Genomic DNA, 13,616 nt, shown 5'->3' with positions numbered 1-13,616 from the left:
TGCATGACTGCGATCGCTGCTGCACGTTGGTCAGGCGGCGCCACGTCCACGCGCTGCGGTTGACCTCGAACGATCCTCCTGTCGCCGGTGGACACGCCTCCGGGGTGGGGCTGTTCGATGCGGGGAGCGCCGCCTCAAGGCTGCTCATGGCCAGGGGCGTGGGGCACGCTCAGTGTGATGGTGGTGCCCTTTCCGGGAACGCTGCGGAGTGTGAGCTGGGCGTCGATGAGGTCTGCGCGCTCGTGCATGGCGGAGAGTCCCACTCCTCGCACGGTGGAGGCCGGGGGTGTGGCCGCGCGCAGGACGGACCAGCGCCTGGAGTCCGGCGGTCGGCGCATTCCGTGTCCGTTGTCGGTAACGGTCAGCGTCACCCCATGGTGGTCGGCCTCCATATCGACGGTGATCTGTGTGGCCTGGGCGTGTTTCACCGCGTTGGTCAGTGCCTCCTGCACGATGCGGTACACGTGGGCCTGTGCTTCGGAGGTCAGCCGGTCGCTGATGTCGGCGCCCTGCGGATCGATGCGGAGATCGACGCGGATGCCGAAGGTCTCCGAGGTGCGCCGGCACAGCGCTTCCAGGGCCGCGCGCAGTCCCAGTTGGTCCAGCGCATAGGGACGCAGATCCGTGATCAGGTGACGCAGCGAGGTGATCTGGTTTCCCACCAGGGTGCGTGCCTGTTCGATGGCGCTGTGCATGGCCTCGGGGCTGCCGTCGGCGGCGGCGGAGGAGAGCACCACCTGCACGGCGCCGAGTTCCTGGAGGATGTCGTCGTGCAGTTCACGGGCCCAGCGGCGGCGTTCGCGCTCTGCGCCGTCGTGGCGGGCTCGGACACGTTCGCGTTGCAAGTTCCGGTCGCGGTGGGTCGCGCTGCGGATGGTGGAGGCCGTGTACGCGATCAGGAGCAGCGGGAGCACGTGCAGGGCGTTCACCAGCGGTTGCTCGGTGATGCGGACCAGGCTGGCCACGGCGAGCATGAGCGCGATGGCGCCGGCTACCACCATCCAGCTCCGGCGTCCCGCGGTGTACAGCGGCGCTGCCGCGAGATAGGGGGTGGCAGCGGCGAGGGAGAGGGCCAGCTCGGAGGGCAACGGCTGGTCGGTGATCTCCAGAGCCACCGCAGCCGCGAGCAGACAGGTTCCCACCGCCTGCAGGGCAAGGCCCCATCGGGGCTGGCGCGGTCCTCTCATGCCACCAGGCCGCGCTCGCGGGCGGCGGCGATGAGCTCCGCCCGGGTTTCCTTGCCGAGCTTGTCCCGGATCCGGGAGCGATGGGTCTCCACCGTCCGGACGGAGACGTGGAGACGCTGCGCGATCTCCTGGTTGGTGTGGCCCAGTGCCAGCAGCGACAGGACCTCGGCCTCGCGTACGGTGAGCGGTTCCTGGTCCGCAGAGCCCCGCGTCTCGCCGGCAAACCTGGCACCCAGCACGGACAACGGCTCCTGGTCGGCAGGTCCCGGCGTCTCGACGGCGAGCCTTGCTCCCAGCACCGGTTGGACGTATGTCGCGCCGCCGGCGACCTGGTGTGCGGCGGCCAGCAATTCCTCGGCGGCTGCCTCCTTGAGCAGGTAACCGGCCGCGCCGCTGCGTAGCGCCTCCCGGGCGAACGCCGGGTCTTCCTGCATCGTGAGGACCAGGATCCGCGTGCCGGGTGAAGCGGTGAGCAGCGCGGGAATCATGGGCAGGCTCGACTGGCCGGCCATGGTCAGGTCCAGGACCAGCACCCGCGGACGGTGCCGGCGCACGGCGTCGAGGGTGTCGGGGACCGTGTCGCTCTCGGCGACAATCCGGAATGCGGGGTCCTGGGCCAGCAGGAGCCGCATTCCGGCCCGGACCACCAGATGATCGTCCGCCAGTACGACGGTCACCTCCGGGGGCCCTTGCCGGGACGGGGTGGAGCTGGGGGCGTCCATAGCTGCAACGGTAGATCCGCTGTGGCAGTCGAGCAGCCGCTGTCGGCACACATACGGGAAACCCGCTGAAAGTATGCGGGAACGGCGCAGAAGCGGACACACGCTGCGGGTCTACCCCGATGTGCTCGCCGTCCTGCGGGCGGAGGCTCAAAGGACCGCAGCGCGCACCCCCTCTCCCCTGAGGTAGCCCGTCATGATCCACTCCACTCTCCCGCTCTCCCGGACCGGCGTCGGCAGGCCGAAGCGTGCGACCGCCGAAGGGAGTACCGGCAGCGGCCGTGCGTGGCATCCGTGGCCTCTCCCCTTCGCGCATGGCCGTACGCGGGCGGGCGTCACCCTCGCCCAGGTGGCCGCCCCGGTCGCGCTGATCACGGCAATCACTCTGGCCGCCACCTTCGCTCCCCTGGCCATCCACCTCTCCCCTCTCCTGGTCGCTGCACCCACCTCCACGGCAGCGTTCGCCAGCTCCCGCTTCACCGCAGGCACCGCCCTGGTCGCCAGCGCTGCGATGTTCGTCGTCGACCGCCACGACGGCCTGCTGCATTCGCCGCTGCTGCCGATCCACATCGGCGCCCTGCTCGTGGTGTCGGGTTTCGTCGTCGCCGCCCGGGCCGTGCACGACCGCGACCTGAGGGAACTGACCCAGGTGCGGGCAGTGGCCGAGGCAGCCCAGCGAGTCGTGCTGCGCCCCCTGCCCCGACAGCTGGGCCCGCTGCGCGTCGCCTGTACGTACCGAGCGGCCGCGGCGCACGCCCTGGTGGGCGGCGACCTGTACGCCGCCGCCCGGACCGACCGCGCGACCCGCTTCCTCATCGGCGATGTCCGTGGCAAGGGCCTGCCCGCCGTCGAGGACGCCTCCGCCCTTCTCGGCGCCTTCCGCGAGGCCGCTTACCAGCACGCCACGCTTCCGGAACTGACTGCCGCCCTGGAGCGCAGCGTCCGCAGGCACTTGGCGCAGCTCACCGACAGCGATCCCGAGAGCAGCGAGCGCTTCATCACCGCACTCCTGGTGGAAGTCCCCGACGAGACGTCTCTCGCCCAGGTCATCAGCTGCGGGCACCCCCAACCCCTGCGGGGTCGACGCGGCCAGGTGACCGCCCTGCCCATACCTCATCCCGCACCACCTCTCGGACTGGCCGGCACCGCCCCCGACGCCTACCACGTCGACACCTTCGAGTTCGGCCCCACAGACACCCTGCTGCTCTACACCGACGGCATCATCGAGGCCCGAAACGCCACCGGCGGCTTCTACCCGATCCTCGAGCGGGCCTCCACCTGGACCTGGGAATGCCCGCGCACCCTGCTGCACCACATCAACCACGACGTGGACATCCACACCGGCGGACGTCTGGAGGACGACCTCGCTCTGGTGGCCATCCAGTGCACCCCGGAGCCAGGAACAGGCCACGCTCCACCCTCCTCCGAGCTGACACCCACCCCATGAAGGCCCACCCGTGACGCGCAACCCGCCAAGGCCGCCATCCCGGGCCGGGAGGAGCACCTGGCATCCACAGTGCGCCCGGCACGACGCACCACTTACGGAAAGGCGATGACGACGATGACCGCCATGTCACTGAACGCGCGGATGACGACGATGACCGTCACGCAACTGAACGGGCGGCTGTGTGCGCTGCTGATCGTCTACATCGGCGCGTCGTGTGCCGTGCAGCTCGAGGACTCCGCAGGCGGCCTCGTCCGCTGGTCGGGACTCTCGGTGCTCGCCCCCCTCGTCGCCGCAGCCCTCCTGCCCATACGGCGCTCCCTGATCATCGGAATCTCTGCACTGGCTGCCAGCATCGCCACCTACGGCTTCGGCATCCGCGGAGTATCGGACGGCGGCCGGACGGTCGTCATCGCCTCAGTCGCCCTTTCCTTCGCCCTCGGCCTCGTCGTCAGCCTGGCGCGGCAGCATCTGCCGCACACGCCCACCCGGAACCAGTCCGACCTGACCCACCCGGTCGACAGCGCCCCCGACGCACCGCGTGCCGTTCTGGCCTCACCACCCGGCACCCTGCCCACAACGCTGCCGCAACCCGCGGTGGTGGAGCTGGCCGGCAACTACCGGACCGGATCCGACCGCCGCGGCATGCACGCCCACTGGCTGGACGCCATCCCGCTGTCCGGCGCCCGGGTCGGGCTCGTCGCCGGCACCGTGGCCGGGCCGGGCGCCGACGCCACCGCCTCCGAACTCCGCGCCGCGGTACGCACCCTGGCCGACATCGACCTGCAGCCCGAGGAACTGCTCACCCATCTCGACGATGTCCTCGCACGGCTCCGGCCCGACACCCGGACCACCGACACCGTGAGCGCCCAATGCCTGTACGCGATCTACGATCCGGTCACCTGTCACTGCACGCTCGCCGGCGCCGGCGGCCCCTCACCCGCCGTCGTCACACCCGACGGTACGGTCACAACCGTCGACCTGCCCGAAGGCCCACTTCTGGGGCGGACGGGCCTGCCCTTCGAGACCACCGAGCTGGACCTCCCCGAAGGCAGCCTGCTCCTGCTGTTCACCGGCAGCAGCCCCGCGCCCCGAACCCGTCGCACCGGCACCAGCGCCCATGAACCCGTCAGTCAGGAGCTGCTCAGCGCAGTCGCCCGGCCTCATCCCAGCCTGGACGCCACCTGCCGATCCGCCCTCGACGCCCTGTCCCACTCTCCCCACACCCAGGCCGCTGTCCTCGCCGTCCGCACCCACGCCCTGGACACCGGCACCGTCGCCACCTGGGACCTGCCGGACGACCCGGCCGCCGTCTCCCACGCCCGCACCCACGTCGCGGAGAAACTCGCCGCCTGGGGCCTGGCGGACGTCGCCCCCACCACCGAACTCATCGTCAGCGAGCTGGTCACCAACGCCATCCGCCACGCCCAACCCCCCATCCAGCTGCGCCTGATCCACCACGCCGGCAGCCTGGTCTGCGAGGTCGCCGACGGCAGCAGCACCTCGCCGCACCTGCGCCGGGCCCGTACCTTCGACGAGAACGGGCGCGGACTCTTCATCATCGCTCAACTCGCCGAACACTGGGGAACCCGCCACAACCACTACGGCAAGACCATCTGGACCGAGCAGACACCCGAACCCGACCAAGCCACCACCACGGCCTGAGCATGTCGTTCAGAACCGTGGCCCACATGTTCGAGGAACCGCCTGCAGCAGCAGAGGAGTCTGTCAGATGAGCAGTGCAACCAGGTCGTCGGAGTTACTGACGGGCTGCGGAGTGCCGGCCGTCGAAGATGATGTCGAAGGCGCTCAGCGCGGTCTTCCGGCGCATGGTCCAGCGGGCCGGGCCCTTGCCGGTGGAGTCCAGGGACATGATCGCCACGTAGCGCACTTCAACGCGGTCCGCTCGTCGGGGAAGTGAGCCCGGGCCTCGACCTCCCATCCGGATCCTTGCGTTGACGCACTCGTTCGCGTCGGGACCTGATCGGCACGCTCCCCTGCCGCTCGGCGTCGTCGGCCACGAGGGCTCCACCGTTGTCGTCGGCCCAATCCGTCAGCAAAGGGAACGTCACCGTTGCCCATGGGTGAGCCTGTCCTCGGAGGGGGACGGCTTGGCCCGGGTCCCGCCCGCTCATCACCCGTCAGGCGCGTAGACCCGCTTGCCGCAGGCCGATCGCCGCCAGGTCGGCGATGACCTTTTCGTCGCCGCGCCGCCAAGCCTCTGCGAGGCCGCCGGGTGGCGTGGGCAGCGCTGCGAGTTCGCGCTGCGAGCCGGTGAGGACGCGCAGCGCGAGGATGTCGGCGCCGCCCGGACCGGCGGCGAGGCGCCGGGTGACGGCGCTGCGGCGGATCCAGCGCAGGCGCGGGGGAACCCACAACAGCAGCACGAACACCACCGGGATGACGATCAGGGCGACCGTGGTCAGCGTCGCCACGTGGCCCACCGTGTCCTGGAGCGAACGACCTGCGTCGGCCAGCCCGGTGCCGGCCTCGGCGGCGGACCTGAGCGGCTTCTTCAGCTGGCCTCCGACGAACGGCACCTTCGAGGCGGCGTCGCCCGCGTCGACGAGTCCGTCGGAGAGGCTGTTGCCGGCGTCTTCCGCCTTGCGGCCCGGCTCGGCCAGTCGCCTGATCGCGTCGTTCACGGCCAAGGCCAGCTTCACCGCGGCGTAGATCAGGGCCGCCGCGATCAGGTCTGCGAGGACCTGCCGGCTCCGACGAGCCGGGGTCTGGGCGTAGAGGCGCATGGGCGTGCTCCTTTTCCGGTAGGGCATCGACGCTCGCTCGCACGAATACCCCGATCGGGAGGGCGGGACGCCGTACCCACCGCCTTCGACAAGCTCCTCCCCAACACTGAGCCCGAGCTCCGCGAGTTGTTCGCGAAACTCCAGGCCGAGCACGGAATCGTCCTGATGGTCGTCGACCAGCCGGCCTCGATCGCAGCTCTGCCGCCGACGGTCGCGAGGGACATGGGCTGGTGCAGCACTTCCAGAGAGGCCGCCGTCACCGGTCGCAGGTCCTGGCTTCGGACCTAAACCTGTCGCACCGCCCAGCCTTCGTCAGCGGCCTCGAAAAACAGCCACAGATCTTCGTCTTCGTAGGAGGTACGGACCCAGGCGGTCATGTCGCCATCCTGACCCACCGCCTCGGCCCGAAGGGATAGGGGCACCCCGTGCTGGAGATTCCGGTCGGGGCGGTCACTGCGCTGGTCGTGGGGCCGTGCCTGATGTGGCTCCTGGAGCGGCGTAGGCGACACGCCGAGGGCCCCGGCGGGTCGTCCGCCGGGGCCCTCAGGCCGGTCTCAGATGGTTGCCGCGTCGATCACGAACCGGTACCGCACATCGCTGGCGAGCACCCGCTCGTACGCCTCGTTGATCTCGGAGGCGGCGATCCGCTCGATCTCCGCGCCGATCCCGTGCCCGGCGCAGAAGTCCAGCATCTCCTGCGTCTCGGCGATGCCGCCGATCATCGAACCGGCGAGGATCTTGTTGCCACCTATGAGGGAGAACAGCTGGAGGGCGACCGGCTCCTCCGGGGCGCCCACGTTCACGAGGGCGCCGCCCGTCCGGAGCAGACCGAGGTAGGCGCCGAAGTCCAGCGGCGCCGACACCGTGGAGACGATGAGGTCGAAGGAGCCGGCGAGTCCCTCGAATGTCTTCGGGTCGCTGGTCGCGTAGTAGTGGTCGGCGCCCAGCTTCAGGCCGTCGTCCTTCTTGCGCAGGGACTGGGACAGGACGGTGACCTCGGCGCCGAGCGCGTGCGCGATCTTGACGGCCGTATGGCCGAGGCCGCCCAGGCCGATCACGGCGACCTTCTTGCCGGGACCGGCGCCCCACTGCTTGAGCGGGGAGTACGTGGTGATGCCCGCGCACAGCAGCGGTGCGGCGACGTCCAGGGACAGGCCGTCGGGGATGCGGACGACGAAGTTCTCGTCGACGACGACATGCGTGGAGTAGCCGCCGTAGGTGGGCTCGCCGTCCTTGCCGATGGCGTTGTACGTACCGACCATGCCGGTGCAGTGCTGCTCGAGGCCGGCCTTGCAGTTGTCGCACTCACGGCAGGAGTCGACCATGCAGCCGACGCCCACGCGGTCGCCGACGGCGAACTTCGTCACACCGGGGCCGACCTCGGAGACGACGCCCGCGATCTCGTGGCCGGGGACCATCGGGAAGATCGCCTCGCCCCAGCCCTCGCGGGCCTGGTGGATGTCCGAGTGGCAGATACCGGCGAACTTGATGTCGATCAGCACATCGAACTCGCGGACCGCGCGGCGCTCGATGGTGGTGCGCTCCAAGGGAGCCTTGGCGGCGGGGGCGGCGTACGCAGCAACAGTGGTCATGCCGAGGGTTCTCCTAGCGGTGGTGTCGCGCCCGGCTGCCTTCCGGCCGGGCACGGTCTCCAGCGTGTCGAACGATCCGGCATTCACCCAGGCCACGGCTTTGCGTACGTCCGCTGGTCCTACTACTGGCGGGGTCAGGATGGTGTGCGTGGGACCGTGAATACTTGAGTCATGGACGAATACCCCGAACCCGTGCACGAGCCCGCCGCCGGCGCCCTGGACCCGCGTGCCGAGCTCAGCGAGTTCCTGCGCACGCGGCGGGCCCGGCTGAAGCCCGAGGATGTGGGACTGCGGGACTTCGGGCGGCACCGCCGGGTGCCGGGGCTGCGGCGCGAAGAGCTGGCCCAGCTCGCCGGGGTGTCCGTCGCGTACTACACACGCCTGGAGCAGGGCAACGGGCGCAATGTGTCGGCGGAGGTCCTCGACTCCATCGCCCGCGCGCTCCAGCTGACCGACGCGGAGCATGCCCATCTCACGCATCTTGCGAAGCCGAAGCAGAAGAAGAAGCCGGCCGGCCGCAGCCAGCAGGTGCGGGGCACCCTGCGAACGCTGCTGGACGCCATGGACGGTGTCCCGGCGTACGTCGTGGGACGGCGCTCGGACATCCTCGCCTGGAACCGGATGGCCGCGGCGATCTTCGGCGACTGGGCGGAGCTGCCGGCGCAGGAGCGGAACTGGGCGCGGCTGATCTTCCTGCGGCCCGAGTACCGCGACCTGTTCGTGGACTGGGAGCAGAAGGCGATCGACATCGTCTGCCAGCTACGCATGGACGCCGGCCGCTATCCGGACGATCCGCGGCTTTCCACGCTGGTGGGCGAACTCTCCGTGAAAAGCGAGGAGTTCAGGCGGCTGTGGGCCACCCACGACGTCAAGGAGAAGTGCCACGGCATCAAGCACCTGCGGCACCCGCTCGTCGGCGAACTCGATCTCCGCCTCGAGTCGTTCCACCTGGCCGACGATCACGAGCAGTCGCTGGTGACATACCACGCCGAACCGGGGTCGCCGTCTGCGGAGGCGCTGCGACTGCTGGCCAGCTGGGGCACGGACGCGACACAGGCAGGAACGGGCACGTCGGCAAGTGGGAGTCGTTGAACTCTCACTGATCATCGGAGAGTTGACTAGGAGCGGGCCTCTTCCGCCTTATGCGTGGTCCGGGCCGGCCCGTGGCCGCCGCCCCTCGTGAACGTGGGGCGCCGACGTGCGGTCGCTGCAGGCTGAGCAGTTCCCGGCGGCTGCGGTGGTCACGCGCATCCATCAGGCGCTCGCAGGTCGATCTGCGCGAAGTCCAGGTCCGCGATGACTTCGCCTTCGCCGGACGTGAGCGGCTCTGCCGCCGCCGGCGGTTCGGCTCCATGACGTTCCTTACCAGCGAGCGCATCGCGCACGACGTGGCGCCTCGCGACACCACGAGGCCGGCGGAACGATTCTGGGCGCCACTGACTTGAAATGGCCCGCCGCCGCCACGGTGCACGGCGATCCGGATAATCGGCGTATGACAGCAAAACCAGGTCCAGGCGGTCGGGACGTCCAGGTCGACGAGTTCGCTGAGGCTGCAGTGAAACGCGGCGGCAGGACGTCGACAACCCAGGATCCGTGCTGCCCTTGCCGAGTCGGAGCGAACGATCGGGCGACGCCTCCCGTGCCGCACCACGAACGAGGCGGAACCCGGGGGGTGATCTTTCCGTCTTCCCCCGTCGAGCGGACTGCGTCTGGCGAGGGAGAAGGCAGCCCCGACCGGAAGGTGGAGAGCGTATCCACCCTGACTTCTAACAAAATAGAAATCGGCTGAAAAATTGAGATATATACCATCACAGTCATTCTGGCGAATAAGCAGCAGAACCGCGTTCTCCGTGTGGCGTCAACCACGGGTGAGACTCTGGGTCGTGGCGGGTGTCGCGGCCCTCGGATTCCTCATCGCGCTGGAGATCGCCGCACGTCGCTACGGCCTGCCGGGGCCGATCACCAACCAGGCGCGAGAGGTGATATTCGCCCCCAAATCAGGCTTCCTGTTGTACGCCGGTATGGCGTTGATGATGGTGGTGCTCACCTGGCGCCAACGGTTCATCGCGGTTGCTGCCGCGATCGGTATCGACGCCGCCTTCCTGGTGGTCCGGTGGGCGGTCGACGCCAAGATGACCGGCGGCCACCCCTTCGGCAACGGTGCGTTGTGGGTGCTTCTGGGCTATGCGGTCATCGCTGTCACTCGCCGAACCGGCCAGGAACGTGTCCTGCTCCTGAAGGGCGTCGGGCTGGGCCTGCTGCTGGTGGCCGGCCGGAAAACCGGCGACACCTGGCTCCTCATCACCTCGAAGACCCGCCCAACGGTGCTCGACCAGTACGTGGCAACCGCCGATCATGCACTGGGCAACCCGTCGTGGCTGGTGGGCCGGATCGTCACGGCCACCGGCCCGATCGGCTTCAACTTTCTCGACATCGTCTACGGTCAGCTCGCGGTGGCCGCGGTCATCGTCGCGCTGTATCAACTGCGTAGCGTGGCGGTCGAGCGCCGCTTCCCAGGCCATCATCTGGTGCGCACCTTTCTGGTGATCGGCCTCCTCGGGCCCGCCATCTACATGATCTTCCCCGTGGTCGGACCGCTCTTCGCCTACGGCACCGGCGCCGAGCACTGGGCAACGGTCAGCCTGTGGTCGCAAACGCCGCCCAGCGGGCAATGGGCGGTGGCCAACCTGTGGCCGGAAACGCCGACGCCGATCATTGCCCCGCACCACATGCCATTCGACGGGATCACTCCACGGAACTGCATGCCCAGCCTGCACACAGCGTGGGCTACCGCGATCTTCATTCATTCCCGGACGGGCCCCCGGCTGCTGCGATTCGCAGGGACGTTCTGGCTGATAGCCACGCTCTGCGCAACGCTGGGATTTGGCTACCACTACGGCGCCGATCTCATCGCGGGCGTGGTGTTCACGCTCACGATCGAGGCAGCTCTGCGCTCGCTCGACCGCGGCTGGGATCGATCAGGGATCCAGTTGGTGGTTTGCGGCGCAACCGTCTTCGCTGCGCTCTTGGTGTCTTATCGCTATCTGCCGTTGGAGATGGCGCAGCATCCGTGGGTGTCGGGACCACTTCTCATGTTGGCGACGACCTCAGTGGTCTACGGCTACGTAAAGGCCGACGCACTGTGGAAACCGAGGACCGCACCAGCGCGGCAACCGGAACCGCAACCTGGACTAGTTTGAACCGAGTTGCACAAGTTTGTGGGCTGAGCGCCACCCGAACGAGGCCGGGATGCTGGGGTGTGGCGGAGGTGGATCGAACTGTTCAGCGCCAGACGCCGCTTGCACCGGACGCTGCTGGGCGGCGCCGAGAGAATCGACCGTGAGCCGCGTCCGCCGAGCGCGTGATCGGCCACTCCCCCGTGTCCCGGGTGCTGCACTCGTCGCAGGGTCGGCGTTGAAGAGGCTGTCAGCCCACGTTCCGGCGAGGAAAGTAGCGCCGCCGCAGTCGATCACCGACGTCACCCATCACAATCAGCAGCACAGCACTCGCCGCGCACCCCACAAGCCCCGCCGGCTGATCGAGAACCTTACCCAAGAGCACAAAAGTCGCGGTAACAGCCGCCCACCACATGACCCACGAGCTGATCACGGACCACCAGCGCCTTCTCTTCACCGCATCAAAACACGTTCCTGTGCTCTTATCCGCGCAGCCTGGGATCAGAAAGACAGGTGAAGATAAAGTGGCCGCCACGACCGAGGGACCAAGTACTCCCTCCGGGACACGACAGGGAGAGACTGTGCCGTCCTACAGCCTCGAAAACCGGCTGGTCATCGGAATCGCCTCCAGTGCCCTCTTCGACCTGAAGGAATCCGATGCCGTTTTCCGGAAGAAGGGTGAGGAGAGCTACCGCCTTTATCAGCGGGCCAAGTTGGATGAGACGTTGCAGCCCGGAGTCGCCTTCACCTTCATCCGCAGGCTCCTGTCGCTGAATGATCTGAACCCTGCAGGTGACCCACTGGTCGAGGTCATCATTCTCTCCCGCAACGACCCCGACACAGGGCTTCGGGTCATGCGATCCATCAGGTCACATGGTCTGCCCATATCTCGCGCCATTTTCATGCAGGGGCGCTCGCCGTACAAGTTCATGCGCGCGCTGCACATGTCGCTGTTTCTGTCCGCCGACGACGGCGACGTCCGCGAAGCTACGGGCGCCGGGCTGCCGGCAGGCCGTGTCCTTGGCTCTGCCGTCGCCGACGATCCTGATGACAAGGATCTGCGGATCGCCTTCGACTTCGACGGGGTTCTCGCCGGCGACGAGTCGGAGCGCGTGTTCCAGCAGGACGGCATAGAAGGCTTCCGCAATCACGAGACCCTGAACGTTGCCACGCCTCACGACGCGGGTCCGCTCCGGGAGTTCCTCCGGAAGGTGAACACGCTGCAACGCCGCGAGGAGGAACAGCGCAAGGAAGACCCGGACTACGCGATCCGCGTCCACGTGTCCATCGTCACGGCCCGCAATGCGCCCGCGCACGAGCGCGCTATCACGAGCCTGAACCAATGGGGTGTCACGGTCAACGACGCCTTCTTCCTCGGCGGAATCGACAAGAGCTCGATCATGGAAGTGCTCAAACCGCACATCTTCTTCGACGACCAGGAAAGCCATCTCCAAGACACATCGCATACGACGCCGAGCGTCCATATCCCGTTCGGAGTGGTGAACCAGGAAGCCCCTCAGACTGCTGCCGAGTAGCCTTCCCCGCTCCGCTGTCTGCCGATGCGGGGGCTTCGCATCGGCACGGCCGGTAATGGGCGCCCGAGCCCAGGCGCCTCCGTAGCGCACCGAACTCGTGCTGCCCCCGACGCACGATCTGATGCAGGCGGTGCCCCTCCTGGTCGGTCAGTCTGCGCACACGGCCAGGCTCAGCCACCGTGCCTCCAGCGGTCGCATCGGACGTCACCGCCGCCACGACCATCAACCCGGCGAACTAGAGGTGTCCGTGGGGGCCGATGGCGAGGATGGCGACGTCGTCGTGGAGCTGGCGGGTGTGGCGCGGCAGGTCGGTGTTGAGGAAGTCGACGACGTCGGCGGGGCCCGGGGCGGGTCGGCCGGCGAACCTGTCGCGGAGCCGGCTGAGGAGGGGGTAGAAGTCCCCGGCCGTATTGCGGGCTTCGACGATGCCGTCGGTGACCAGCAACAGCACGTCGCCGCGGGTGAAGCGGTGGGTGCAGGCGGTGGGGTGTTCGCCGTCGAGAGTGCTCAGGCCGAGCGGGAGGGCCGGCGGGCCGGTCAGCGTGGTCACCTCGCCTCGGGAGATCAGAATGGGATCGATGTGCCCATGGTTGATGATCGTGATCTGGTGGGCGAGGGCGTCGTATTCGACCAGGGCGGCGGTGACGAAAAGTTCGTCGTCGGAGAGCTCTTCGGCCTCGTGGATCAGGCGGCGTTCCATCCGGGCCGCGACGGCCGCCAGGTCGCCGAGGTCGTAGGCGGCCTCATGGAAGGCGCCCAGGATGTCGGCGACGGTGCGTACGGCATCAAGTCCTTTGCCGCGCACGTCGCCGATGATGGCGCGTTCGCCCGCCTTGGTGGCGCGGATGTCGTAGAGGTCGCCGCCGACCATGGTGCCGACTTCGCCAGGACTGTAGAGCCCGGCGACCAGCACATGTCCGACCTGGTGCGGCAGGGGCCGCAGCAGGGTGCGCATCAGGGCTTCGGCCACCGAGTTGGCGCGGATCAGTTGGTGTTCTTGGCGCTGGCGATGGGTGGCCAGTGCGGTGGCGAGAATACCGGCCAGGGCGGTGGCGATGTAGGCGGCGACGTGGTGCTCGTCGAACAGATGGCGATGGCCGTTGGCCAGGACGGCTTCCAGCGCGATGGCGACAGCGGTGGACGCGGCGACCAGGAGAGGGCCGAGCGCCGCCCCACTGGCTCCCAGTCACTCTGCGGAAAACAGCCTCTACCTCTT

General features: G+C 68.5%; 10 protein-coding genes and 1 pseudogene. 5 read left to right on the top strand and 6 right to left on the bottom strand.

What is annotated here, in order from left to right; genetic code table 11:
• Positions 1 to 134: 134 nt before the first annotated feature.
• Both ACFYP5_RS36035 and ACFYP5_RS36030 read right to left on the bottom strand, forming a co-directional pair.
• The gene (locus tag ACFYP5_RS36035) at positions 135 to 1,187 is read right to left on the bottom strand and encodes a sensor histidine kinase (RefSeq protein ID WP_389043709.1); all 1,053 of its coding nucleotides are present in this window, start codon (positions 1,185 to 1,187) and stop codon (positions 135 to 137) included.
• Positions 1,184 to 1,909 carry a response regulator gene (locus tag ACFYP5_RS36030; protein ID WP_389043706.1) on the bottom strand — a complete coding sequence of 242 codons (726 nt, stop codon included), beginning with the start codon at positions 1,907 to 1,909 and terminating at the stop codon, positions 1,184 to 1,186. The genes ACFYP5_RS36035 and ACFYP5_RS36030 overlap by 4 nt, the downstream gene beginning before the upstream one ends.
• A gap of 193 nt (positions 1,910 to 2,102) precedes the next feature.
• On the opposite strand from ACFYP5_RS36030, the gene ACFYP5_RS36025 reads away from it, so the two are divergent.
• Positions 2,103 to 3,353 carry a PP2C family protein-serine/threonine phosphatase gene (locus tag ACFYP5_RS36025; RefSeq protein WP_389043703.1) on the top strand — a complete coding sequence of 417 codons (1,251 nt, stop codon included), beginning with the start codon at positions 2,103 to 2,105 and terminating at the stop codon, positions 3,351 to 3,353.
• Between the two features lie 105 nt (positions 3,354 to 3,458).
• Complete coding sequence (locus ACFYP5_RS36020) at positions 3,459 to 5,015, top strand: SpoIIE family protein phosphatase (protein ID WP_389043701.1); 1,557 nt, start codon at positions 3,459 to 3,461, stop codon at positions 5,013 to 5,015.
• 94 nt (positions 5,016 to 5,109) lie between these two features.
• Here the strand turns inward: ACFYP5_RS36020 and ACFYP5_RS36015 are convergent.
• The 3 genes and pseudogenes from ACFYP5_RS36015 to ACFYP5_RS36005 form a co-directional block, all read right to left on the bottom strand.
• Positions 5,110 to 5,325 (bottom strand): annotated as a pseudogene (locus ACFYP5_RS36015) (IS256 family transposase); the annotation flags it as partial.
• A 166-nt stretch (positions 5,326 to 5,491) separates the two neighbouring features.
• Positions 5,492 to 6,097, bottom strand: coding sequence for a hypothetical protein (locus tag ACFYP5_RS36010; RefSeq protein ID WP_389043698.1), 606 nt, complete (start codon positions 6,095 to 6,097; stop codon positions 5,492 to 5,494).
• A gap of 554 nt (positions 6,098 to 6,651) precedes the next feature.
• The gene (locus ACFYP5_RS36005; RefSeq protein WP_389043695.1) at positions 6,652 to 7,689 is read right to left on the bottom strand and encodes an NAD(P)-dependent alcohol dehydrogenase; all 1,038 of its coding nucleotides are present in this window, start codon (positions 7,687 to 7,689) and stop codon (positions 6,652 to 6,654) included.
• 171 nt (positions 7,690 to 7,860) lie between these two features.
• Between ACFYP5_RS36005 and ACFYP5_RS36000 the strand changes: the two genes are divergently transcribed.
• The 3 genes from ACFYP5_RS36000 to ACFYP5_RS35990 all read left to right on the top strand — a co-directional run bounded on the left by ACFYP5_RS36000 (position 7,861) and on the right by ACFYP5_RS35990 (position 12,400).
• Complete coding sequence (locus ACFYP5_RS36000; RefSeq protein ID WP_389043694.1) at positions 7,861 to 8,781, top strand: helix-turn-helix domain-containing protein; 921 nt, start codon at positions 7,861 to 7,863, stop codon at positions 8,779 to 8,781.
• 791 nt (positions 8,782 to 9,572) lie between these two features.
• On the top strand, positions 9,573 to 10,889 hold the full coding sequence (locus tag ACFYP5_RS35995; RefSeq protein WP_389043691.1) for a phosphatase PAP2 family protein: 1,317 nt from the start codon (positions 9,573 to 9,575) through the stop codon (positions 10,887 to 10,889).
• A 557-nt stretch (positions 10,890 to 11,446) separates the two neighbouring features.
• Positions 11,447 to 12,400, top strand: coding sequence for a 5'-nucleotidase (locus ACFYP5_RS35990; RefSeq protein WP_389043689.1), 954 nt, complete (start codon positions 11,447 to 11,449; stop codon positions 12,398 to 12,400).
• 235 nt (positions 12,401 to 12,635) lie between these two features.
• On the opposite strand, the gene ACFYP5_RS35985 is transcribed toward ACFYP5_RS35990, so the two are convergent.
• Positions 12,636 to 13,370 (bottom strand): PP2C family protein-serine/threonine phosphatase, encoded by a 735-nt coding sequence (locus ACFYP5_RS35985; protein ID WP_389043686.1) that lies wholly within the window; start codon positions 13,368 to 13,370, stop codon positions 12,636 to 12,638.
• Positions 13,371 to 13,616 lie beyond the last annotated feature (246 nt).

It is taken from the genome of Streptomyces sp. NPDC005262, assembly GCF_042872425.1.
Taxonomy (GTDB): Bacteria; Actinomycetota; Actinomycetes; order Streptomycetales; family Streptomycetaceae; genus Streptomyces.
This window is presented reverse-complemented; position numbering and strand designations above follow the sequence as displayed.